The organism is Acinetobacter sp. S4397-1 (genome assembly GCF_024129285.1).
GTDB lineage: Bacteria > Pseudomonadota > Gammaproteobacteria > Pseudomonadales > Moraxellaceae > Acinetobacter > Acinetobacter lwoffii_C.
The window spans coordinates 94767-117355 of the sequence record NZ_JAMXXZ010000004.1; the positions used below are offsets into that span (position 1 = coordinate 94767).

Here is a 22589-nt window from a genome sequence, read left to right on the forward strand (position 1 = left end):
TCATTCTGCTATAATCCTCGGCAATTTCTATTCGGTTTTTGTTGTGCAGTATCTTTTTTAATTGCATGACACGTTTTTTCTCAAGGTAGCCCATGGCGCAAGCTAAAAAATCTGTTGATATTAAAAATATTCGTAATTTCTCGATTATTGCGCATATCGACCACGGTAAATCGACTCTTGCAGATCGTTTTATTCAAACTTGTGGTGGTTTGCAGGATCGTGAGATGCAGGCCCAAGTTCTTGATTCAATGGAGCTAGAGCGCGAACGTGGGATTACCATTAAAGCCACCTCCGTGACGCTATACTATACGCATCCAAATGGTCAGGAATATCAGCTGAACTTTATTGACACTCCGGGACACGTGGACTTTTCTTATGAAGTTTCACGCTCTCTGGCAGCATGTGAAGGGGCACTTCTGGTGGTGGATGCCGCACAGGGAGTAGAAGCCCAGTCTGTAGCCAACTGCTATACTGCGATTGAGCAAGGTCTGGAAGTACTGCCAGTCCTTAACAAGATTGACTTGCCGCAGGCTGAACCTGAACGTGTGATTCAGGAAATTGAAGATATTATTGGCATTGAGGCGACAGAAGCTCCAACCTGTTCAGCGAAAACGGGTCTGGGCATTGAAGGCGTTCTGGAAACTCTGGTCAATGTGATTCCACCTCCAACAGGTGATCGCGAGGCACCCCTTCAGGCGCTGATTGTTGACTCATGGTTTGATAACTATCTGGGCGTTGTCTCTCTGGTTCGGATCAAGCAGGGTCGTGTGCGTAAAGGCGACAAGATGTTGATGAAATCAACAGGGCAAACGCACATCATTACGTCGGTAGGTATCTTTAATCCAAAACATACTGAAACTGACATTTTGGAAGCGGGTGAAGTTGGCTTCGTCATTGCAGGGATTAAAGACATTTTTGGTGCACCAGTCGGGGATACGATTACCTTGGCGACCACACCAGAAGTTGAAATATTACCCGGATTTAAAAAGGTGAAACCACAGGTCTATGCGGGGCTTTTCCCGATTGATGCCAGTGACTTTGAACCATTCCGTGAAGCCTTGCAGAAACTACAGATCAATGACTCGGCACTGTTTTTTGAACCGGAAAGTTCAGATGCACTTGGTTTTGGTTTCCGCTGTGGTTTCTTGGGCATGCTGCACATGGAGATCGTACAGGAACGTTTAGAGCGTGAATACGATCTGGACCTGATTTCATCTGCACCGACGGTCATTTATGAAGCGGTGATGAAAAACGGTGAAATCCTCTATATCGACAGTCCTTCAAAAATGCCGGATGGTACAACCGTTGAAGACCTGCGTGAGCCGATTGCTGAGTGTCATATTCTGGTGCCTCAAGAGTATCTAGGGAACGTAATGACTTTGTGTGTAGAGCGCCGTGGCGTACAAAAAGACATGAAGTTCATGAGTAATCAGGTCTCTATTACCTTTGAAATCCCGATGGCTGAAGTGGTCATGGATTTCTTTGATAAATTGAAGTCGTGTTCACGCGGCTTTGCTTCGCTGGATTATAACTTTGTGCGTTTTGAAAGCTCCTCACTGGTGAAGGTGGATGTCCTGATCAATGGTGAAAAAGTTGATGCGCTGGCCATGATTTGTCACCGTCAGGATGCCCGTCATCGTGGTATTGCCCTGGTTGAAAAAATGAAAGACCTGATTCCGCGTCAGATGTTCGATGTGGCGATTCAGGCGGCCATTGGCGCACAAATTATTGCTCGTTCAACTGTAAAAGCGATGCGTAAAAACGTATTGGCAAAATGTTATGGTGGTGACGTCTCGCGTAAGAAGAAACTGCTTTCGAAACAAAAAGAAGGTAAGAAACGTATGAAACAGGTGGGTAGTGTTGAAATCCCGCAAGAAGCGTTCTTAGCTGTATTGAAAGTCGAACGCTAAATAATAAGGATAAAGCCCATGGATTTTGATTTTAATTTGATTCTTGTTCCTGCGACCTTAATCTTTGTCGCAATCTGGTTGCTGGATAAGTTTGTACTGAAGCAGCGGCAGACCCGGGGCAAGGGCAATGAAAATTTTATCATCACATGGGCTTATGACTTCTGGCCAGTGCTGACAGTGGTCCTGATCTTACGTTCGTTTTTGTATGAGCCTTTCAATATTCCATCAGATTCAATGGTGCCGACCCTGGAAACGGGTGACTTTATTTTGGTCAATAAATTTGACTATGGGGTAAAACTGCCGATTGTAAACACCAAAATTATTGATACCGGCCATCCGGAACGCGGTGATGTGGCGGTATTCCGCTATCCGCCACAGCCAACGATTAGCTATATCAAGCGTATCATTGGTTTACCCGGCGATCATATTGTTTATGATCATGGTCAGCTTATTATTAATGGTCAAAAAGTCGAAAAAGTTCCGGTAGAATTTAGCCGTGAAAAAGACCGTATGGATACACCAAATTCGATGTATCATAAAGAAACCATTGGCGAGCATACGTTCACCATGCGTGAACTTGAAAACGTGAATGTTGCACGTCAGGCACCATTTATTAACTATGTGGACAATGGCAAGTATTCCACTGAAAATGGATTATATTGGGAAATCAAAGTACCAGAAGGGCACTATTTCGCGATGGGGGACAACCGCGATCAGAGTGCTGATAGCCGTTTTTGGGGATTTGTTCCGGAAGAGAACTTAACAGGTCGAGCATTCTATATCTGGATGCATAAAGAGCCTGGCTTTAAAATGCCATCGTTTAATCGAAACGGAATGATTGATTAATTGTTTCAGTCAGGAAAATAAAAAATGAAACATCAACAGGGTGCTTCTTATATTGGAATTTTGGTTGCAATTGTAGGCTTTGCATTTCTTGCAAAAGTGGCAATTGCAGTGTGGGGGCCGTATTTCGATGACCGTATGGTTGATAACCAGGTTGAGGAGCTGCTTAAGACTGCTCCCGCCAACATGGCACCATCACAATTCAGTCAACAGATGGATCAGCGCTTACAGATGAATAATATTCGTGATCTGAAGTTTGATGACATTGCCCGAGTCACCAATACGGATGGCTTGCAGGTACACAAGAATTATGAAATTCGCAAAAATTTTGTAATGAATATCGATTTAGTGATGAAGTTTGAGAAAGAGTTTGATCAAAGCACAGTCAAAACTAAATGATGAACGTCTGACCAGACGAATTGGTTATCAGTTTAAACAGGCTGATTTACTTAAGCTGGCCCTGACTCATCGTTCAGTCAGTCATAAACATAACTATGAGCGCCTAGAATTTCTAGGCGATTCACTTTTAGGAATGATCATTGCGAACTATCTGTTCACAGCTTATCCGCACGAAAATGAAGGGCGCCTCACGCGTATGCGTGCGACCTTGGTGCGTCAGGAAGCGCTGGGTAGAATCGCCAATGATTTAAAACTTAGCCAGAATTTAATTCTCAGTACGGGTGAATTGAAATCTGGCGGTCATCATCGCGAGTCTATACTTGCAGATACGGTCGAGGCGATTATTGGTGCCATCTATGTTGATTGTGGCGATCTGAATATCCTGGAAGCGGTTGTGCTAAAATGGTATGAACCATATTTGGACAATATTGAGCCCACCGACCAGTTAAAAGACCCGAAATCACGCTTGCAGGAATATTTACAAGCTCGTAAAAAACCTCTCCCGGTTTACGAGGTGGTCGATATTCAGGGTGATGCCCCGAATCAACATTTCAAGGTGGAATGTCAGGTTCAGGGGATGTCAGTAATGACCGGGGAAGGTTCAAGCCGCCGATTTGCCGAACAGGCTGTAGCGGCAGATATTTTAAAACTTTTGGAGCATAAGTCTTAATGACTACTCATTCCGATCACATCGATGCTGATCACGAGTCGCAAAGCGACAGCAATGACTTGATTAGTCAATTCTTTAGTGCAGAAGGTACTGAGATTCCTTCGGATTATCGTAGCGGTTTTGTTGCGATTGTTGGCCGGCCAAACGTGGGTAAATCTACCCTGATGAACCATTTGCTCGGTCAGAAACTTTCCATTACTTCACGTAAGCCACAAACCACACGTCATAAAATTGTGGGAATTGATTCACGTGAAAAATCTCAGGCGGTCTTTGTGGATACGCCAGGGATGCACAAGAAAGAAGTCCGTGCCATCAATAAAATGATGAACCGTGCTGCACATTCGGCCTTACGTGATGTGAACCTGGTGCTGTTTGTGGTCGATGCACAGAAATGGACCCAGAACGATGAGCTTGTGCTGGAAAAATTAAAGAATGCCGAGATGCCGGTAATTCTGGTCATCAACAAGCTGGATACGTTTGAAAACAAGAATCAGGCCTTACCGCTGATTCAGGAACGTGCCAAGTTGATGAACTTTGCGGAAATCGTACCAGTATCTGCACTGCGTGGTGCCAATCTGGAGCATTTACGTGACACGATTGCCAAATACCTGCCATTTCAGCCACCGCTTTATTCGCTAGATCAACTAACAGACCGTTCAGAACGTTTCCTGGCTTCTGAAATTATCCGTGAAAAAATCATGCGCCAGCTCGGTGAAGAACTGCCATATGACCTGACGGTTCAGATTGAATCTTTTAAAATCGAAGAGCCGGTACTGAATGAAAAAACAGGGCGTATGAAGCCTGCCTGTACCTATATCGATGCCACAATTTTTGTTGACCGTCCGGGACAAAAAGCCATCGTAATTGGTGAAAAAGGATCTAAACTGAAAAAAATCGGTATGGATGCACGGGTGGATATGGAAAAAATGTTCGAGCAAAAAATCATGCTGACGCTTTGGGTGAAAGTCAAAGGCGGCTGGTCTGACGATGAGCGTGCATTGAAGAGCCTTGGTTATAGCGATATTTAATCACTGAAATTTTACAGGTAGAGTGCATGATGAAAGTTTTAGCCCTTATGGTATGTGTCTTGTTCTTGCAGGGCTGTATTCACAAAGTCGTGACTGTACCTGTAAAAGTGGCCTATAAAACCACAAAAGGGGTGGTCAAAGGTACTGCGGCCGTCGTTGGTGCCGTCATCCCGGACGGGGACGACGAAGATGAACAACAATCTAAAAAAGATCGTGATTAAGCCAGCAGTCTATGCGTAATGAAGTGCTGCATGGCTATTTGATTCATCATCGTAAATACCGCGAACGTAGCCATATTGTGTACCTGTTTACGCAGGAATATGGCCGGATGGATGGCATACTTCGACAAACTCCACCCCCTCAATATCAGCCGATCAGTTTGCAGGCTTCAGGAAAATCCGAACTGAAAAACTTTATCAAGCTTGAAATTGTTAATCAGCCTATTTTCTTTTTTGGTGATGCCTTCTTTTCCGGTTTTTATCTAAATGAAATTCTGCTGCGGCTGTGTCCCCTGGAAGTGGAAATGCCACAGACTTATGCCAAATATGGCGAAACGCTAGTGGCTTTGCAGCAGCTTTCTGTCCAGACTGATCCTCATAGTTATTTAAAGCAAATCCTGCGCCAGTTCGAGCATGTGCTGCTTGAAGAGTTGGGCTACGCTTTGGACTTTTCAGTCGATGCCAATCAGGTGCCTATCAATCCCTCGCAGCATTATTATTTTCAGTTAAATGATGGCTTTATGCCTACCGCCAAGCCATCTCGCTCAAATTTGTCGGGCCAGCAGATTTTAACCATGCTGCACTATGAAAGTGGTAGGGATTTTAGCCCAGAACAGTTACAATTACTGACGAAGCTTTATCGACAGGTGATTACTGCCTTGCTTGGCGATCGCCCCTTGAAAAGTCGACAATTGTGGATTCAAAACTCTCAATCTCAATCGTAGTTAGGAAGATATTATGGCTGCATTACTTGGTGTCAATATTGACCATGTCGCAACATTAAGACAAGCACGTGGTACGACCTACCCAGACCCAGTCAATGCTGCATTGATCTGCGAGCAGGCAGGTGCGGAGGGCATTACTTTGCATTTGCGTGAAGACCGCCGCCATATTCAGGATGATGATGTACGTCGTATGCGTCCCGTACTCAAAACCCGGATGAACCTGGAAATAGCGGTGACGGATGAAATGGTGGCTTTTGCCAAGGAAATTCAGCCACAGCATGTTTGTTTTGTGCCGGAAAAACGCCAGGAAGTCACTACCGAAGGTGGGCTGGATGTGGTTGGTCATTTTGAAGATGTGAAAAAGGCGACTCAGGAATTAACAGCGATTGGTTGTGATGTTTCACTGTTTATTGATGCCGATCTGGCACAGATCGATGCCGCAGTGGCATGTGGTGCGCCAACAATTGAGATTCATACCGGTGCCTATGCCGATGCAGAAACACCAGCAGCCCAGCAGGCTGAGCTTGAGCGTATTATTCAAGGCGCTGAATACGCAGTTTCTAAAGGTCTAGTGGTCAATGCTGGCCATGGCTTGAATCTGGATAATGTCACTCCGATTGCTGCCATTCCACAGATTCATGAACTGAATATCGGTCACTCCCTGATTGCAGATGCTGTCTTTGTTGGTTTGGCGCAGGCAGTGCAAGAAATGAAAGCCGTAATTAAAGCTGCCCGCTAAGATTAAAAGATCGTTATGTCAAATATAAATTATGATGAACTCATGAAGCCCGTGATTGGCTTCCTGGGTTGTGAAACGCCGCAAGCCTGGCTCAATGAAGCACTGAATAATCTGGATATTCTGATGCAGGATCATGCCAACTGTGAGAAAAAAGCCGCCAGTACGGCGATGAATCTGATGTTTCGTTACAGTTTCTTTGTAGATTTGCAGGTGAAACTGGCACAGCTGGTCCGTGAAGAGATGCTGCACTATGAGCAAGTGCTGGAATTTATGAGCAAACGTGGTCAGCAATGGATTGGTCTTAGTGCGGGGCGTTATGCAGGTGGCCTACGTAAAGAAATTCGGACCTATGAGCCAGAAGCCCTGATTGATGTATTGATCATTGGTGCCTTTGTGGAGGCCCGTTCTTGTGAGCGTTTCTATGCACTTGCACCTTTGGTCGATGAAGAGCTGGGCCGTTATTATCGTTATCTGCTGAAATCCGAATCCCGCCATTATGAGGATTATCTGGCACTGGCGATGGATGTGGCAAAAACCGCAAAATGGAAAAATCCAGAAGAGAATATCCGGAGCCGTATTGAGCATATCCGGGAAGTAGAGAAGAATCTGATTTTAAGTCCAGATAAGCTTTTTCGTTTTCATAGTGGTGTGCCCGTACAGGCAGCATAAGTTTGACATGATGCAAGCGGGACAAAGTTCCCGCTTTTTCTTTGGGCTGAAGTTGATTAAATAGAGGCTTTATTTAACCCAAAATATTTTTATTCTATAATTAAATATAAAAATCAGAAACTTATAGATAGATAGGAATAAGAGGGCTATTGGGGTATATTTAAGATAATACTATGTTTTTTATCTGGTTTTAGGTATTTTGGTTGTGTGTACTGCCATATAGGCAGCTTAGAAAACAACACATAAAATCAGGTGCAGATTCTTATAGTGTACTGCCATATAGGCAGCTTAGAAAAAAAACAAGTACAGCGAGATGCAGACGCTAAAGTGTACTGCCATATAGGCAGCTTAGAAACCGCTAATCGTGTAATGACTCAGAGCATCACGGTGTACTGCCATATAGGCAGCTTAGAAAATTCTTGCACCAGTTCAATTCTTTGTTTCTCAGTGTACTGCCATATAGGCAGCTTAGAAAACTGGTTACTTCTTTTACATCCTTGTGACCAAGTGTACTGCCATATAGGCAGCTTAGCAAAGCGAGTTGATGATTTTAAGGTCGCTAAAAGAAGGGAGGGCATAAAATAGAAAATAAAAAAGCCCGCTTTAATGCTGCGGGCTTTCTTGAATTTGGCTCTCCCACCTGGGCTCGAACCAGGGACCTGCGGATTAACAGTCCGTCGCTCTACCGACTGAGCTATGGGAGAATCTGCATGCGATTATAGAGACATTTTGACAAGGGTCAAGCAAAAACTTTCATATTTATGACAAATCATATTTATCTGATTTTAATTTAAACAATTGCATAAAAATATTGAAAAATACTTGTCAGGAGAATATCCAGTTGCTAGATTGAATCCATAAAGTCGTTTGATCAAATGGTCAAACAGTGTGGATTTAAACCGACTTGCCAGCACAAAAATGGCTAAACTGGAGAAAGCGAATGAATACGCTCACAATCCCCCAAATTTTCGCGCAGTGGTCTTTCTATCAAGAGCATTATCTCGATATTATTCAAGATTCGAGCCAATATTTTACTCCTGTTACAGGTGCTGAAATCTGTTTATGGCCCTTAGCGAATCAACAGTTATATCTCGGGGATCTCTTGCAACTGTGGTTTTCAGAAAAATGGTTGGCTAAAAAAGAACCGCAGTTCAGTTTTGAAATATTCCTGCATGTTCCTGAAGTCTCAAAAAAAGATTTATATATTTATGCAATTTCAGGTAATTTTTTGACTGGATCGAATCAATCTAAAGTTTGGCAGGCATCGACTGGCCAAACTCAGGAGTTGAGTCTGGCGCATATCTCGAAACATTATTTTGAATATCGTGCTTTAACCCGACCGAAATCTGTGAAACTTGCAGATAGACTGGGGGCGCTTTAAAGCATAATGTACTGTAAATATTTAACGAAGAATCATACATGTGGCTGTTGCGTGTGCATAAAGTTTGCCATCTTCATCCACAATTTCTCCTTCTGAAATCGCAAGATTTTTACTCATATTAATCAGCTTGCCAATAGCAGTCAGCGGTTGGTTTTGTGGAACAGGGCGGCACATTTTAATATTCAGATCAATGGTGCCATATCCAATGCCTGCTTCTAAAGCGCTGTGAACAGCACAACCTGTTACGGTATCGAGTACGGTTGCAGCAAAGCCACCGTGTACACCACCTAAAGGGTTTAAATGACGTTGATCAGCCTGTACTTCAAAGGTGACCTGTCCACTTTCAATTACGGTTGGTTTCATGGGGATCGTCTGGCTGATACTGGCAGGAGGAATATGGCCGGCGGCCATGGCTTGCAGAAGTTGTAGTCCGGTCATTTCTTTAGGATTCATGGTTATTCCTTTGCGTCACTGTTTTATCAATATGATTAGATTGTTATTTACAAATTTTCAAGTTCTAAAGTAGAACTTGTGTCGAGAGGAGTCAATTGTTTAAAGTAGAGTCAGTAAAATAATTCTCCGCGGACTTACATTTATGAAATGGACTGAAGCAACTGAGCAAAACTGTCCGATTGCTAAAAGTCTGGCAATTTTTGGTGATCGCTGGACCTTGTTAATTATTCGTAATGCCTTTTTAGGCATGACCCGCTTTGAACAGTTTCAGCAGAATCTGGGCCTGACCCGTCATGTGTTATCTGATCGTCTGTTGCGTCTGGTGAATGAAGGGATTTTAGTTAAACAGGCCTATGTTGACCGGCAGCAGCGTTTTGAATATGTACTGACTGAAAAGGGGAAGGCTTTGGCGCCTATGTTGCAAGCCATGATGCAATGGGGTGTAAACTGGACTGATGCTCAAGTCCCAGAAAAATATCGTGATGCTTTAACAGCTGTAAATGTTTAAAATTAAAAAACCCGCACTCATATCATGACCGCGGGTCTCTTTAATCTAATAATTTAGATTATTTTGCAGCTTTTTCAGCTTCAATTGAAGCAATCGCTTCATCAACGCCTTCAATAGAGTCAGCCGCTTTCTTAATACGTGCAAGCGCATCGACCAGTACTTCATCAGCAGTTGCATAAGAGATACGCATGAAGCCACCCAAGCCGAATGCATCGCCAGGAACAACTGCAACACCCGTTTCTTCCAGTAACCAGGCAGAGAACTCTGTGCAAGATTTCAAGCCTTTGGCACGAATCAACGGTTTGATGTTGGCATAAGCATAGAAAGCACCATCAGCAGGTAAGCAAGAAATACCCTTGATGTCATTCAAGCCATTGACCACGAGGTCATGACGACGTTTGAAAGCTTCAACCATTGGCTCAAGTACATCTTGAGGACCGTTCAATGCAGCTTCTGCCGCAACTTGTGAAATCGAAGTCGGGTTAGAAGTTGATTGAGACTGGATTTTTTTCATCGCGCCGATAAGTTTTGCAGGACCCGCTGCGTAGCCGATACGCCAGCCAGTCATTGCATAGGCTTTAGACACACCGTTTAATACGATGGTGCGCTCATAAAGATCTGGTGCAACTGTTGCGATGTTATAGAACTCGTCAGTCCAGCGGATTGGCTCGTACATGTCATCCGAGGCAATAAAGACGTCTGGATGTTTGCGTAATACCTCAGCCAAAGCTTCAAGCTCAGCTTTGGTATAAATCATGCCTGTCGGGTTAGATGGACTGTTTAATACCACCAGACGGGTTTTTTCAGTGATGGCCGCTTCTAATTGTGCAGGGGTAATTTTGAAACGTTGCTCTTCACCACATTTCACAATTACTGGTACACCTTCAGCGATGATGACCATATCTGGATAGCTAACCCAGAATGGCGCAGGGATAATCACTTCATCGCCTTTATTTAACAGGGCAAGCGCCAGGTTAAAGAAAGATTGTTTACCGCCACAAGATACCAGAATCTGGTTCGCTGCATAGTCAAGGTTATTGTCACGTTTTAATTTAGCAATGATTGCTTTTTTAAGACCTGGCGTGCCGTCAACAGCGGTGTATTTGGTGAAACCGTTGTTAATCGCTGCAATTGCTGCATCTTTGATGTGTTGCGGTGTATCAAAATCTGGCTCACCTGCGCCCAGACCAATGACATTATGACCGGCAGCTTTTAATTCAGCAGCCTTATTCGTCACAGCAAGGGTTGGGGACGGTTTGATGGCATTTACACGATCAGAGAGACGTACGTCCACGGCAGTATTCCTTCTTATGGGGATTAAAAAATAAAAAGCACATTATCTTAGCTCAAAATACTCAATATAGGGCAAAAGAATTTGAAAAACTTGATGAAAAAATAGAGGAGTTGTCAAAGTTTATCCTGAGTTAAAAATGCTCAGGCAAAGCCCGATGTGCTTTATTTATAAGTTTAATATTTGATTAATAGATGAAATATAAAATAAAAATGGCCACTTTAAAGTGGCCATTGCTCTGTTTAAGACTTGCAGTTATGCGGTAAAACGTGACAAATCTTCTTCGGGACGAGCGGTGAGGACTTCAACACCATCTTTTGTTACTAAAAGAGTGTGTTCATATTGTGCTGATAATTTATGGTCTTTGGTGACTACGGTCCACTTATCCCCCAGTAGTTTGGTTTGCCAAACGCCGGCATTTACCATCGGTTCAATCGTAAAAGTCATGCCTTCTTCAAGGATCATGCCGGTATTCGGTTGGCCATAATGAAGTACCTGCGGTTCATCGTGGAAAGTCGTGCCGATGCCATGACCACAATATTCACGCACTACACTAAAGCGTTCAGATTCAACATATTGCTGAATCGCATGGCCAATATCACCGATGGTTGCACCCGGCTTAACTACAGCGATACCCCGGTACATGGCTTCCTGTGCCACTTTGCAGAGACGGTTGGCCAAAATTGAGGTTTCGCCACCGACGATATACATCATGTTGGTATCACCATGGAAACCATCCTTGATGACAGTTACATCAATATTCAGGATGTCACCTTTTTTCAAGGTTTTGTTTTCCGAAGGAATCCCATGACAAACCACATGGTTCACCGAAGTACAGATGGTGTGCTGAAAAGCAGGACGACCAGGAGCCGCACCATAGCCCAGACAGGCCGGAATTGCGTCTTGTACATTGACAATATAGTCATGACAAATCGTATCCAGTTCCAGGGTGGTGACGCCGGGTTTGATATGCGGTTTGATCATATCCAAAACTTCTGCTGCCAGTCGTCCAGCCACGCGCATCTTCTCGATATCTTCTGCGGATTTGATTAAACGAGGGGGAGCTTGATAAGTCGTGTTCATGATCTCTAAAAACTTTTGGAAATTTGTGTGTAGCTATGGTATAAATAGCCGCCCATTTTATCAAATGCTTTTTCGTGAATATATTTGCGAGGCTAGATGAATGGTGTATTAAAATCCGCACATATATCGACACATTACTCTGGGTGCCCTACGGGGTGGAGAATGCGGATATATGGAGGCCTAACCCAAACTTTAAGGTAAAGAAAATGGCAGATTACAACGTAAGCATGCGCGACCTTCTTCAAGCAGGCGCACACTTTGGTCACCAAACACGTTTTTGGAACCCAAAAATGCGCGAATACATCTTCGGCGCGCGCAACAAAATTCACATCATTAACCTTGAGCACACTGTTCCTGCGTTAAATGATGCTTTGAACTTTGCTAACAACTTGGCTAGCAAAAAGAACAAAGTTTTGTTCGTTGGTACTAAACGTGCAGCTTCTGCAATCATCCGTGAACAAGCGCAACGTGCTGGTCAGCCATATGTAGACCACCGTTGGTTAGGTGGTATGTTGACGAACTGGAAAACACTTCGCCAATCTATCAACCGTTTAAAAGACCTTCAAACTCAATCTCAAGACGGTACTTTCGCTAAGCTGACTAAACGTGAAGCTTTAGAGCGTAGCCGTGAGATGGAAAAACTTGAGCGTGCTTTAGGCGGCGTGAAAAACATGGGTGGTTTACCTGACGCATTATTCGTAATTGACGTTGACCACGAAGCGATTGCAATTAAAGAAGCCAAAAACCTTGGTATTCCTGTAATTGGTATCGTTGATACAAACTCTAACCCAGACAACGTAGACTACGTTATTCCGGGTAACGACGATGCGATCCGTGCAGTAACTCTTTATGCTTCTGCTATGGCTGATGCGATTATTGCTGGTAAAGAATACGCTCAATCACAAGCAAATGCACAAGCTAAAGCAGAAGAAGCTCCAGCTTCTGAGGCTTAATGCGTTTGACGCTAGCTTGTCATTTTTGCGACATGTGACAGTGGCAAAGTAAGCGTTAAGTATGCAGGCGGCCCATGAGAATCCTCTGGGCCGTTTCTGTTCTAAAAGATTTCATTTTCTACCGTATTTAGGAGATAAACATGACTGCAGTTACAGCAAGCATGGTTAAAGAGTTGCGTGATCGTACAGGTCTTGCAATGATGGAATGTAAAAAAGCATTGACAGAAGCGGGCGGTGATATCGAACTGGCGATTGACAACCTTCGTAAATCTGGTCAGGCAAAAGCTGCTAAAAAAGCAGGTAATATTGCTGCTGATGGCGCGATTACCATTGTTCAAGAAGGTAACAAAGCAATCCTTCTAGAAGTAAACTGTCAAACTGACTTCGTTGCTAAAGACGCAAACTTTGCTGATTTCTCTAACAAAGTTGCAGCAGCTGCACTTGCTGCCAATGAAACTGACGCTGCTAAAATTGCTGAACTTAAACTTGAAGATGGTGCGACTGTTGAAGAAGCACGTATCGCTCTTGTTCAAAAAATCGGTGAAAACATCCAGGTACGTCGTGCTTCAATCCTTGAAGGCGAAAAACTGGCTGTTTATAAACACGGTCTGCGTATCGGTGTTGTTGTATCTTACACAGGTGATGCGGATACTGGTAAAGGCTTGGCAATGCACATTGCTGCATTCAATCCGGTTGCCGTAAATGCTGAACAGGTTCCAGCTGATCTGATCGCGAAAGAGAAAGAAATTGCTGAAGCGAAAGCACTTGAATCTGGCAAACCAGCAAACATCGTTGAAAAGATGGTGGTAGGTTCTGTTGAGAAATACCTGAACGAAGTTGTTCTTGAGCGTCAAATGTACGTAATTGACAACGACAAAAAAGTTGCTGACGTTCTGAAAGCAACAGCTACTACTGTAGCTCAATTCGTTCGTTTCGAAGTGGGTGAGGGTATCGAGAAGAAAGCTGAGCTTTCTTTCGCTGAAGAAGTTGCTGCTGCTCAGGCTGCTGCACAATAATTCGGTTAAGAATTTAAAAAAGCCCCATTTGATGGGGCTTTTTTTGGCCTGAACAAAATTTTAGAGGGTGAATCGGTTATTCACTGACTTTAAACCCAGCGTACAAAATAATTTGCTTTAAAGGGTTTTGAAGTTACGCAACAAGCTATGGGAAAGGGCCTAAATTTACCGGGAAAACCGATTGCGGAATAGCACTTTCCCGGATTTATAAGTGTAATGATATTACATACGCTTCAAGTGGGCTGTAAGGCCTCAGATTGACGAGATCTCCAAGATGGTAGGACTTTACCTAGATATGCATCCATGCACCAGATTGGGCCAATGAGAAGGAATTGCAGGTCTTTAAAGAAAGAGGGCTTTTTACCTTCAATTTTATGACCATAAAACTGACCAATCCAGGCAAAAATGAAAAGAACAATAAAGAATCCGCTGCCCATCGGTAAAATCCAGATCAGCCAAGCCATGACCAGCGTCAGTGCTGCCATCGCGACAGCCAGTACAATATCAAGGCGAGCATAGAAGATAAACGCTAAAGCCAAGAGCACAGCCGTTAGTAGAGCGCTAAAATGCGCCAGAATACCGATAATCGAAAAATAAATAGTCGGGACACACACCCAGTGAATCAGTTTATTGGTTTTATTCTGGTGGCTTTCGCTATATTCAGCAAACCATTCCGATACTGTTTTCATTTTTCGCTCCATCCTTGAACATATTCTAATTAAATCTGAATATAGAACAGAAGCAAGCGTTGGTCAAAATGAAATCGATAGCAGGCAAGTTGATCAAGTTGAAGTTTCGGAAAAAAACTAAGGTCTAGGGTTTTGGTATCAATAAAAAAAGCCGCATATTACCTGCGGCTTTTGTTAAATGTATTGCAAGTTAAATCTTAAGAATTTGGACCGGCAACACGTTCAATATTTACGTTTGCAGTTCCGGCACTGGTGATTCCCAGCTGCTTTGCTGCACCGTAAGAAAGGTCAAGAACACGGTTGCCATGGAATGGACCACGATCGTTTACTTTCACAACGACACTTTTACCATTGTTCTTGTTCGTGACACGGATATAACAGTTCAACGGCAAGCTACGATGGGCGGCTGTTAAAGCATTCATATCGAATGTTTCACCGCTTGCTGTTTTACGGCCATGGAATTGACGGCCATACCAGGATGCAGTACCTGTTTGGCTAAACTTGCGTACTGTCTTGGAAGCAACAGTATTCAGCTTTTCAATCACTGAAGGCTCTTCTGCAGGTATTTCAATTTTTGCTGCAATGGTTTCACGACGAACTTTATCGCCTGAACGTTCAGTGATTGAAAGACTGTTCAAATTGGTGAAATTTGAATTGAAGCTTTGAGCTTCTTTATTTAACACTCGTGCAGCTAGACGAGAATTGTCATTTTCATGATTGAATGAAGATGACGGAACCATATCTGCCTGTGACTGGGCCAGTGTGACCGTCGCGGCAATAGCCATAAAATACTTCAAAAAAGAAGAATGCATCGAATCAACTCCTAACAGCATATTTAGATTGATTTGTCTAAGTTATTGAAAAATCAACCAAACCTGCCTGACATTTAACTTATGCAACTACATTTAACGAAAAGGATGATATTCATGCTGACAATAAGCTGTCTAGTATTTAATTAAAATATTGAAAAAAAGAACGTAAAATACACAGTGATTGATTAAAAAATAATCAATATTGTAACATTGTATTAAAAACGCCTATTTATCGCTCATATTTTCTTATAAAAAACTTGACTTTAATAATTTGTAGCAAAAATTACTGTTATCGGCTCGTAATTTCTGTACCTAAAAGCCATAAAGCGGTCGCATACATGCGGCTGCGGTTATAGGTCGTAATTACTTGAAAATTAGGATAAGTAATATAGTAAATTGGCCCAGAGCTTTCTTGTAATTGAATCAGGCTCACCATGTCCAGATCGTCAATTTTTACGATCGGATTCATCGGGCTGACTCCTTGGCTTTTTAGTACTCCATAAGGTACAGGCTGGGTTAAATCCTTGGCAATCACTGCCTCTGGATTAGAGCCACTATAACGCGCCGGAAATGCCACTGGCTGGTTGCGCTGCCAGCCATACTGGGCCAGATAGTTGGCAATGGAACCAATTGCATCCACAGCAGAATTACGCAGGTCAATATGACCATTACCATCATAGTCCACACCAAATTTTGGAATATTGCTTGGCATGAATTGTGGGTAGCCAATCGCACCGGCATAGGAACCGACCACTGATGAAGTTGGAATGCCATCTGTATAGGACCAGGCGATTAAAGCCGCCAGCTCATCCTGGAAATACTGTGCACGACGCTCATAGCCAAAACCTAAAGTGGCTAGGGCATCACGGGTAATAAATGAGCCTTTGTTGCTCCCAAAACCAGTTTCTACTCCCAAAATGCCTAAAATGATCGCCTGAGGTACTCCAAATTGCTGCTCAGCACGGTTAAGGGTATCTGCATACTGCTGTTTAAAACGTACGCCACGCTGAATGGTAGACTCAGCCAGAAAATTGGTTTTATAGGCATACCATGGCTTACTTTCGCCCGGACGATTCATGATATTGATAATATTCGGAAGATTTTTTGTCCCAGCCATCGCGGAATCGATTTGCCCTGCGGTCAGGCCGTATTTTTGCATGGTACTTTGTTTAAAGCTGGCATAGGAAGGATGATGTTGAAAGTCATTGGCAGAAACAATACTGCTGCTCAGGCCCAAGGTGGCAAATAGAATTGAATATTGTTTCAATTTTTTATATAAATCAAATTTCAACATCTTGCTATGATTTCCAAATTTCTGGTGAGTTTGTGGCTATGTCATTTGAATCATGCCGCAAAAATAGAAGAATTTGTTTTTCTCAATTTTCCGGCTTAAAGCTGTGAATAAAGATAACATTGCCGCGAATATGAGTCATAGAAAGTGTGGTAAAAATAAAGAAATGTTGGCTGTTTTTAAAGCACATTTCATTTTTATGGCCTTTAACTGTAACAAGCTATTTCATGGAGACTAAAAAGCCTGACCGGAGTCAGGTTTTTTAAAGGGAGCATGTTCAGGCTGAGACATTACTCGGTATAGAACAAGGTGTCATGATATTCCGCCATAATCTGCAATTCTTCTTTGGTTAAATTCAGAATGATTTTATCAGCGGCAATATTAACGGCTTTAATTACGGCAGCAGCGCCAATATCTGCTGCTTTGCGTTTGATCATCCCCAAATCGAGGGTTTTATTAAAGTCGACCATAAAATGACGTACAGTGGCTTCAGCAAACTGTTTATACAGGTTACTCAGCGTTTGCTTGTCTACCGTATTGCCAGCTTTGAGTTCAGCAAATTGGTGCTTCAGATTAGTGACCAGACTGGCGTCGAGCGTTTCACCGATACGCATATGGCCAGCCGGGTCTTTGAACAGACTACGCTCAGAGAAGGCAATCGACTCTTTCACCACCTCATTTGATGCTTTACCCAGCAACTGCTTGAGTAAAACTGCAACAGTCGACTTGATATAACCCGCCAGTTTTTCTGCCGTATCACGCTTGTCGCTGGCAGGAAAACGGCGTACCAGTTCCGTGAGAATCGCGTCGAGGATTTCATCATTAATCATCAATGCGGTTTTGTCACGTAAAGGATAAAGCGGTTCACTTGAGTTTTTATTTTTCTGTGCAGTCTGAATAGTATTTAATAGTTCTGCAGAAGGAATAAAACCAAAAAATGGCATTGTTAAACCTCAATGTTTTTTATTGTCGCGCTAAACGTATAGGGCGAGGCATCCATGTTGAATCCGATACACGACAAGGATTGATGTCCAATCCACCACGACGTGTATAGGTGGCGTAAACCATCAGCTTTTCTGGTTTCAGCTGTTGCCAGATGTCGGCAAACATCTGTTCCACACACTGTTCATGAAAACCATTGTGCTGACGATAAGAGATAATATAAGCCAATATACTCTTATAACAAGGTTTTTTGCCCTGATAACGTATAAAAACTGTTCCCCAGTCTGGCTGGCCAGTCACCGGGCAATTACTTCTGAGCAAATGAGAGTAAAGCTGGATTTCGCCTTCTTGTGGATTTTCCAGATCCAAAGCCAGCAGGTTGGCATTGGGATGATTTTCCAGACGTTCTGGCACCAGATCATCAATAGAAATGCCTTCCGGCTTGGAAACTTCAAGCTCATCTACCTGAAACAGTTCTAGCGTCACTTCCGCTTCAGCCACGCGGGATAAATCCTGTTCTACCGTCTGGATAAAGGCATCTTTTGAGTTGAACGTCGTAAAGTTCAGGCTATTAAAGTAGAGTTTTAAAGATTTGGATTCGATCAGGTTGGGTGAAGATGCCGGCAGGGCAATCCGGCCAATGGCTACTTGCGGGATGCCGACTGCATTTAACCAGGAAATTTCAAAGACATGCCACCAGTCTTTGCCTTGCTGAATGGCATCTACATGGGCATAGTTTTCACGGGCAGGTGCGCGTGAAATAGGGAACAGAACATCGGGTTGATATTCTGTCGGGTAGTTGGTGTCTTTACCAAGAAGAGATTGTTCTACACTCATTATTCACGCATTCCTGAACCACGGGAGAGTAAATGATAGGCAAGCATATACAGTGCTGCACAACATAAGCTGATTACTGTCAGTGAAACGGCAACATTGACATCGCTATGACCTAAAATGCCATAGCGGAAGGCATTGACCATGTACACCACAGGATTAATCAAAGATAAATTTTGCCAAAATGGACCGAGGGCTGAAATTGCATAAAACACCCCGCCTAAATAGGTCAGCGGCGTCAATACAAATGTCGGGATGATTGAGATATCATCAAAAGATTTGGCATAGACTGCATTGATAAAACCGCCCAGAGAAAAGAGCAGGGAGGTAATCAGTACAGTATAAATGGTGACGAACCAGTTGGTAATAGATAAATCTGCAAAAAACAGACTCATTACACTGACAATTATGGCGACCAGTACACCGCGGGTGACACCGCCCAGCACATGACCCCATAACACGATGTGCAGAGGTACGGGGCTCATGATTAGCTCTTCAATACTTTTCTGGAATTTTGAGCTAAAAAAACTGGAAGAGACGTTGGCATAACTGTTGGTAATGACGGCCATCATAATCAAGCCGGGCACAATGAACTCCATATAGCTGTGGCCACCCATTTCCCCAATTCTTGAACCGACCAGATTGCCGAAGATGACAAAGTACAGGCTCATGGTAATGGCTGGGGGTAACAAAGTCTGTGGCCAGATCCGCATAAAGCGGCGGATTTCTTTATACAGAATGGTATATAAGGCGATACCTAGCTGATTCATGTTCATTCTGCCGCTCCATCCAGATTTTTTTCAACCATTTTTACGAATAGCTCTTCCAGACGATTGGATTTATTACGCATACTGCGAACCTGGATGTTTTGTGATTCGAGTAACTGGAACAGATCATTCATGGTATGGGCCTTATCCAGGGTAATTTCCAGAGTCAACGGGTCAATCAGATTAAAACGGACGCCGATAATATCCAGACTGAGGGGCTCAATTGGGGCGGCCAGATCGAAAATAAAAGATTCTTCATTGAGCTGGTTGAGGAAGTTTTTCATGCTGGTATCTTCTTTAATGACCCCGCGATCAATGATGGCTATACGACGACACAACATTTCTGCTTCTTCCAGATAATGAGTGGTCAGAATAATAGAAGTGCCATTTTCATTCATTTCATTCAGGAAATCCCACATGGAACGGCGTAGTTCGATATCGACACCCGCAGTAGGTTCATCCAGAATCAGTAATTTGGGTTCATGCATCATCGCACGGGCAATCATTAAACGGCGTTTCATTCCCCCTGAAAGCATACGTGCCTGGGTCGAACGTTTATCCCATAAGCCGAGTTTGTTTAAATATTCTTCTGCTCTGGCTTGCGCCATTTTTTTAGGGATACCGTAATATCCGGCTTGAGTCACCAGAATATCAAAGGTTTTTTCAAACTGGGCAAAGTTAAACTCCTGTGGAACTACCCCTAGACACTGTTTGGCTTTAGAGGGCTGAGTGTCGAGGTCATAACCAAAAATCTCAACCGTGCCAGAGCTTTTTCTTGTTAATGAGCTGATGATGCCAATCGTGGTCGACTTTCCTGCACCATTGGGACCCAACAGCGCATAAAACTCACCTTCCGGTACATTTAAGTTAATTCCTTTCAGTGCCTGAAAACCATTTCTATAGGTTTTCGATAAATCCCTCAATGTCAGTGCATCAGTCATGGATATCTCAAATGGTGAAAAGTTAAGATATTGTGAGTGATCTTGCAAAATAAGCCAAGTCATCCACTTGGGATTCTATGTTGCGTTTTTGGAATATTGTATAAAGCATAGGCATAAAGTTAAATAACTTAGAGATAGGTGCTTTACCTTGCTGATTTTTTTGTTATGATGTGCGTCGCGCGCTCATAGCTCAACTGGATAGAGTACAGGTCTCCGAAGCCTGTGGCGTGGGTTCGAGTCCCGCTGAGCGCACCACTATTATTTATAAAATCAATACCTTATCTATATCTTGGCGTGCTCTATATTGTCTCAAGAAAAAACCGCTATTTTTATGGTAACTGCATACTATCTTCTGTATCAAATCCCAATCAAAAACTTTAAAAATTATGAAGTAGGCTTAATGGGTAAATAAAAGGTCTATTAAAATCCAGCTTATGAAGTGTCTTGTTTACCTTTAGTCACGTTTGGGACAAAAGTTTTTTAAAAAAAAGATGGCTTTTGAGTTATGAGAGAAATTTAATCTACAGTCCTTTTTTATTTTTTTAAATATTTTTAGAATAAAAGCTTTAATACACACCAGCCAATAAAAGCCACCTGCGTATTTATACAGATGGCTTTTGATATGCTCTGGCCCTACATGGCTTCTTGCTGTTTAGGGTCTTCTAAATAACTTTCCAATGAGTCATCAAGCGCATATAACCAAGGGGTATGGTGCGGTTGAGCCATTTTTCCTGTCATCACCGAGCGATATACTTTATCTCTGAAGCCCATAATATTTTCTTTTTTATGCTTTTTCCACTGCATGAAAATATTATGTACTGCATCAATATCAAAAGATGGATAATCGGTTTGTGCAATTAACTGTTTGATATAGTCGCCTTGAAACTTCGCAGACTGTTCCTCGGTTATTAATTGCTTCTCTTTCTGATGCAGGGCTTGGGTATGCTGTTGCATTTCTGCAACCTCAGGTAAGGCGATCTTGCCTAAAATAATATCGCGTACATACCAGGCTTGGGCATCAAACATATTAAAGGTATACCACTGATCCTGCATGCCTAGATAAAATAAGCGCGGATTTTTCTCCCATACCACCCCTTGATATAAGCCCAGAGGGTACAAGCAGTTATGGGTTCTTAAGCGCAACTTGTCTTCAATGAAGGGGAAATGGTGCAGATAGCCAGTACATAAAATAATGGCATCAACCTTTGCTGAGCTGTTATCTCCGAAATAGGCTGTATCTTCATCTACGCGAACAAGCTGCTTTTTTTCTGACCAGTTTCTAGGCCATTTAAAGCCCATAGGCTTGGTGCGATAACACGTGTAAATCTGTTTAGCACCATACTTATAACATTGAGAACCAATATCTTCAGCTGAATAACTGCTGCCCACAAGTAAAACAGATTTTCCTTTAAATTCACGAGCATCACGGAAATCGTGAGCATGTAAAACTCGCCCATGGAAGCGGTCGAATCCTTCATATACAGGAACATGTGGGGTAGAGAAATGTCCAGAGGCAACGATGACATAATCAAACTGCTCTGAGTAATGACATTGGTTCTGATAGTCTTCTACAGAAACTGTAAATTGCTGGCTATGTTCATCATAGCTAATCTGTTGTACTGCGGTATTAAACCTCACCTGATCTTTAATATTGGCTTTTTCTGCACGCCCTTTAATGTAATCCCAGAGAACTTCACGGGGGGGATAAGACGCGATTGGCTTTTTGAAATGTTCATCAAAAGTATAATCGGCGAATTCTAAAGCTTCTTTAGGGCCATTCGACCATAAATAACGGTACATACTGCTGTGGACAGGTTCGCCATGCTCATCTATACCTGTACGCCAGGTATAATTCCATTGCCCACCCCAATCACTTTGTTTTTCAAAACATACAATTTCTGGAATTTCTAGACCTTTGGCCTTTGCTGATTGAAATGCTCTTAATTGGGCCATACCACTGGGACCAGCACCTATAATTGCAATTCGGTTCATCGCTATCTCCATTAGTTTTAACTTATGCATTCACCTCCAATTTTGAGTTTGGTCATTCAGGATCATAGATAAAAATAGATACAATCCTAACTGTATAGATGAATAAAAAATCTACTCAAAATAGGACATGAATTAAAAGATGAAGATATGTGCTAAATCACATTGAAAAGTTGAATTTAAGTTGGATTTATAAGAAACACACATCAAAGAAACTGCATATTATCATAATTCCTTATGAACTTTAAGGGTCTCATTAGAATTGTGATTAGGCCTTAGCAGTTAAAATGATTAATAAATGAGGTAAGATATTGGAGAGAGTATTAAAATACATGCTTTAAATTAAAATATTTTAATTGTTTTTCAATGGATTATATTTTTTTTATTACTAGAATAGGAAGGTATTAATATTTGACACTAATGCAGAAATAAACCCCG

At 42.6% G+C, this 22589-nt stretch carries 23 protein-coding genes, 2 tRNA genes, 1 pseudogene and 1 CRISPR repeat array; of the genes and pseudogenes, 14 read left to right on the plus strand and 12 right to left on the minus strand.

The genetic code is table 11. The annotated features are described in order from the left end of the window. Positions 1–92 precede the first annotated feature (92 nt). The 9 genes from lepA to NI467_RS04055 are packed head-to-tail and all read left to right on the plus strand — an operon-like array spanning position 93 to position 7201. Positions 93–1910, plus strand: a complete 1818-nt coding sequence (gene lepA / locus NI467_RS04015; protein ID WP_151203015.1) for a translation elongation factor 4 — start codon at positions 93–95, stop codon at positions 1908–1910. 18 nt (positions 1911–1928) lie between these two features. Then, positions 1929–2756 carry a signal peptidase I gene (gene lepB, locus NI467_RS04020; protein ID WP_151206450.1) on the plus strand — a complete coding sequence of 276 codons (828 nt, stop codon included), beginning with the start codon at positions 1929–1931 and terminating at the stop codon, positions 2754–2756. A 24-nt stretch (positions 2757–2780) separates the two neighbouring features. Then, a complete protein-coding gene (locus NI467_RS04025) occupies positions 2781–3152 on the plus strand; it encodes a DUF4845 domain-containing protein (protein WP_151203013.1) in 372 nt (123 codons plus the stop codon). Beyond that, positions 3124–3822, plus strand: coding sequence for a ribonuclease III (gene rnc / locus NI467_RS04030; RefSeq protein ID WP_151206448.1), 699 nt, complete (start codon positions 3124–3126; stop codon positions 3820–3822). Before NI467_RS04025 ends, rnc begins: the two co-directional genes overlap by 29 nt. Beyond that, positions 3822–4850 (plus strand): GTPase Era, encoded by a 1029-nt coding sequence (gene era, locus NI467_RS04035; protein ID WP_151203011.1) that lies wholly within the window; start codon positions 3822–3824, stop codon positions 4848–4850. The genes rnc and era overlap by 1 nt, the downstream gene beginning before the upstream one ends. A gap of 26 nt (positions 4851–4876) precedes the next feature. Further along, positions 4877–5071, plus strand: a complete 195-nt coding sequence (locus tag NI467_RS04040; protein ID WP_151203010.1) for an NF038104 family lipoprotein — start codon at positions 4877–4879, stop codon at positions 5069–5071. Positions 5072–5082: 11 nt separating this feature from the next. Continuing rightward, positions 5083–5793, plus strand: a complete 711-nt coding sequence (locus tag NI467_RS04045; RefSeq protein ID WP_253151089.1) for a DNA repair protein RecO — start codon at positions 5083–5085, stop codon at positions 5791–5793. 13 nt (positions 5794–5806) lie between these two features. Continuing rightward, positions 5807–6532 carry a pyridoxine 5'-phosphate synthase gene (gene pdxJ, locus NI467_RS04050; RefSeq protein WP_253151091.1) on the plus strand — a complete coding sequence of 242 codons (726 nt, stop codon included), beginning with the start codon at positions 5807–5809 and terminating at the stop codon, positions 6530–6532. Between the two features lie 15 nt (positions 6533–6547). Beyond that, entirely contained in the window at positions 6548–7201 is a 654-nt protein-coding gene (locus tag NI467_RS04055) for a tRNA-(ms[2]io[6]A)-hydroxylase (RefSeq protein WP_253151093.1), read from the plus strand. 207 nt (positions 7202–7408) lie between these two features. Further along, a CRISPR array of direct repeats spans positions 7409–7737; the repeat unit is 29 nt; unit sequence GTGTACTGCCATATAGGCAGCTTAGAAAA. A 92-nt stretch (positions 7738–7829) separates the two neighbouring features. Here NI467_RS04055 and NI467_RS04060 read toward each other — a convergent pair. After that, positions 7830–7905, minus strand: a tRNA-Asn gene (locus NI467_RS04060). Positions 7906–8141: 236 nt separating this feature from the next. Here NI467_RS04060 and NI467_RS04065 point away from each other — a divergent pair. Next, on the plus strand, positions 8142–8582 hold the full coding sequence (locus tag NI467_RS04065) for a hypothetical protein (RefSeq protein WP_253151095.1): 441 nt from the start codon (positions 8142–8144) through the stop codon (positions 8580–8582). A 21-nt stretch (positions 8583–8603) separates the two neighbouring features. Here NI467_RS04065 and NI467_RS04070 read toward each other — a convergent pair whose 3' ends face one another. Beyond that, positions 8604–9035: a PaaI family thioesterase gene (locus NI467_RS04070; protein ID WP_174659502.1), complete on the minus strand. Its 432-nt coding sequence runs from the start codon at positions 9033–9035 to the stop codon at positions 8604–8606. Between the two features lie 142 nt (positions 9036–9177). On the opposite strand from NI467_RS04070, the pseudogene NI467_RS04075 reads away from it, so the two are divergent. Further along, positions 9178–9492: pseudogene (locus tag NI467_RS04075) on the plus strand (winged helix-turn-helix transcriptional regulator); the annotation flags it as partial. Positions 9493–9601: 109 nt separating this feature from the next. Here NI467_RS04075 and NI467_RS04080 read toward each other — a convergent pair. After that, positions 9602–10837 carry a pyridoxal phosphate-dependent aminotransferase gene (locus tag NI467_RS04080; protein ID WP_151203003.1) on the minus strand — a complete coding sequence of 412 codons (1236 nt, stop codon included), beginning with the start codon at positions 10835–10837 and terminating at the stop codon, positions 9602–9604. A gap of 252 nt (positions 10838–11089) precedes the next feature. Next, positions 11090–11917 carry a type I methionyl aminopeptidase gene (map, locus tag NI467_RS04085; RefSeq protein WP_151206440.1) on the minus strand — a complete coding sequence of 276 codons (828 nt, stop codon included), beginning with the start codon at positions 11915–11917 and terminating at the stop codon, positions 11090–11092. Between the two features lie 206 nt (positions 11918–12123). On the opposite strand from map, the gene rpsB reads away from it, so the two are divergent. Continuing rightward, entirely contained in the window at positions 12124–12870 is a 747-nt protein-coding gene (rpsB, locus tag NI467_RS04090; protein ID WP_151203001.1) for a 30S ribosomal protein S2, read from the plus strand. A 140-nt stretch (positions 12871–13010) separates the two neighbouring features. Beyond that, the gene (gene tsf / locus NI467_RS04095; protein WP_151203000.1) at positions 13011–13886 is read left to right on the plus strand and encodes a translation elongation factor Ts; all 876 of its coding nucleotides are present in this window, start codon (positions 13011–13013) and stop codon (positions 13884–13886) included. Positions 13887–14119: 233 nt separating this feature from the next. Here the strand turns inward: tsf and NI467_RS04100 are convergent, their stop codons facing one another. The 7 genes from NI467_RS04100 to NI467_RS04130 form a co-directional block, all read right to left on the minus strand. Beyond that, positions 14120–14575, minus strand: a complete 456-nt coding sequence (locus tag NI467_RS04100; RefSeq protein ID WP_253151096.1) for a DUF962 domain-containing protein — start codon at positions 14573–14575, stop codon at positions 14120–14122. A 197-nt stretch (positions 14576–14772) separates the two neighbouring features. After that, positions 14773–15387 carry a septal ring lytic transglycosylase RlpA family protein gene (locus NI467_RS04105; RefSeq protein WP_151202998.1) on the minus strand — a complete coding sequence of 205 codons (615 nt, stop codon included), beginning with the start codon at positions 15385–15387 and terminating at the stop codon, positions 14773–14775. Between the two features lie 289 nt (positions 15388–15676). Beyond that, positions 15677–16681: a lytic murein transglycosylase B gene (gene mltB / locus NI467_RS04110; protein ID WP_253151098.1), complete on the minus strand. Its 1005-nt coding sequence runs from the start codon at positions 16679–16681 to the stop codon at positions 15677–15679. Positions 16682–16968: 287 nt separating this feature from the next. Then, positions 16969–17622 (minus strand): hypothetical protein, encoded by a 654-nt coding sequence (locus NI467_RS04115; protein ID WP_151202996.1) that lies wholly within the window; start codon positions 17620–17622, stop codon positions 16969–16971. A 19-nt stretch (positions 17623–17641) separates the two neighbouring features. Continuing rightward, positions 17642–18457 (minus strand): NADPH-dependent 7-cyano-7-deazaguanine reductase QueF, encoded by an 816-nt coding sequence (queF, locus tag NI467_RS04120; RefSeq protein ID WP_151206437.1) that lies wholly within the window; start codon positions 18455–18457, stop codon positions 17642–17644. After that, complete coding sequence (locus NI467_RS04125) at positions 18457–19230, minus strand: ABC transporter permease (protein WP_151206436.1); 774 nt, start codon at positions 19228–19230, stop codon at positions 18457–18459. Before NI467_RS04125 ends, queF begins: the two co-directional genes overlap by 1 nt. Beyond that, positions 19227–20162 (minus strand): ABC transporter ATP-binding protein, encoded by a 936-nt coding sequence (locus NI467_RS04130; RefSeq protein WP_253151100.1) that lies wholly within the window; start codon positions 20160–20162, stop codon positions 19227–19229. Before NI467_RS04130 ends, NI467_RS04125 begins: the two co-directional genes overlap by 4 nt. A gap of 179 nt (positions 20163–20341) precedes the next feature. Between NI467_RS04130 and NI467_RS04135 the strand changes: the two genes are divergently transcribed. Then, positions 20342–20417, plus strand: a tRNA-Arg gene (locus NI467_RS04135). Positions 20418–20795: 378 nt separating this feature from the next. On the opposite strand, the gene NI467_RS04140 is transcribed toward NI467_RS04135, so the two are convergent. Next, a complete protein-coding gene (locus NI467_RS04140) occupies positions 20796–22154 on the minus strand; it encodes an NAD(P)-binding domain-containing protein (protein WP_151202990.1) in 1359 nt (452 codons plus the stop codon). Positions 22155–22589 lie beyond the last annotated feature (435 nt).

Bases quoted from the DNA above. Each gene is read 5' to 3' on its own strand.
- rpsB (WP_151203001.1), top strand. From the start codon at position 12,124: ATGGCAGATTACAACGTAAGCATGCGCGACCTTCTTCAAGCAGGCGCA.
- NI467_RS04070 (WP_174659502.1), bottom strand. From the start codon at position 9,035: ATGAATCCTAAAGAAATGACCGGACTACAACTTCTGCAAGCCATGGCC.
- NI467_RS04140 (WP_151202990.1), bottom strand. From the start codon at position 22,154: ATGAACCGAATTGCAATTATAGGTGCTGGTCCCAGTGGTATGGCCCAA.
- map (WP_151206440.1), bottom strand. From the start codon at position 11,917: ATGAACACGACTTATCAAGCTCCCCCTCGTTTAATCAAATCCGCAGAA.
- NI467_RS04125 (WP_151206436.1), bottom strand. From the start codon at position 19,230: ATGAACATGAATCAGCTAGGTATCGCCTTATATACCATTCTGTATAAA.
- NI467_RS04115 (WP_151202996.1), bottom strand. From the start codon at position 17,622: ATGCCATTTTTTGGTTTTATTCCTTCTGCAGAACTATTAAATACTATT.
- tsf (WP_151203000.1), top strand. From the start codon at position 13,011: ATGACTGCAGTTACAGCAAGCATGGTTAAAGAGTTGCGTGATCGTACA.
- lepB (WP_151206450.1), top strand. From the start codon at position 1,929: ATGGATTTTGATTTTAATTTGATTCTTGTTCCTGCGACCTTAATCTTT.
- NI467_RS04100 (WP_253151096.1), bottom strand. From the start codon at position 14,575: ATGAAAACAGTATCGGAATGGTTTGCTGAATATAGCGAAAGCCACCAG.
- NI467_RS04045 (WP_253151089.1), top strand. From the start codon at position 5,083: ATGCGTAATGAAGTGCTGCATGGCTATTTGATTCATCATCGTAAATAC.
- NI467_RS04025 (WP_151203013.1), top strand. From the start codon at position 2,781: ATGAAACATCAACAGGGTGCTTCTTATATTGGAATTTTGGTTGCAATT.
- pdxJ (WP_253151091.1), top strand. From the start codon at position 5,807: ATGGCTGCATTACTTGGTGTCAATATTGACCATGTCGCAACATTAAGA.
- mltB (WP_253151098.1), bottom strand. From the start codon at position 16,681: ATGTTGAAATTTGATTTATATAAAAAATTGAAACAATATTCAATTCTA.
- era (WP_151203011.1), top strand. From the start codon at position 3,822: ATGACTACTCATTCCGATCACATCGATGCTGATCACGAGTCGCAAAGC.
- NI467_RS04105 (WP_151202998.1), bottom strand. From the start codon at position 15,387: ATGCATTCTTCTTTTTTGAAGTATTTTATGGCTATTGCCGCGACGGTC.
- NI467_RS04065 (WP_253151095.1), top strand. From the start codon at position 8,142: ATGAATACGCTCACAATCCCCCAAATTTTCGCGCAGTGGTCTTTCTAT.
- lepA (WP_151203015.1), top strand. From the start codon at position 93: ATGGCGCAAGCTAAAAAATCTGTTGATATTAAAAATATTCGTAATTTC.
- NI467_RS04040 (WP_151203010.1), top strand. From the start codon at position 4,877: ATGATGAAAGTTTTAGCCCTTATGGTATGTGTCTTGTTCTTGCAGGGC.
- queF (WP_151206437.1), bottom strand. From the start codon at position 18,457: ATGAGTGTAGAACAATCTCTTCTTGGTAAAGACACCAACTACCCGACA.
- NI467_RS04130 (WP_253151100.1), bottom strand. From the start codon at position 20,162: ATGACTGATGCACTGACATTGAGGGATTTATCGAAAACCTATAGAAAT.
- NI467_RS04055 (WP_253151093.1), top strand. From the start codon at position 6,548: ATGTCAAATATAAATTATGATGAACTCATGAAGCCCGTGATTGGCTTC.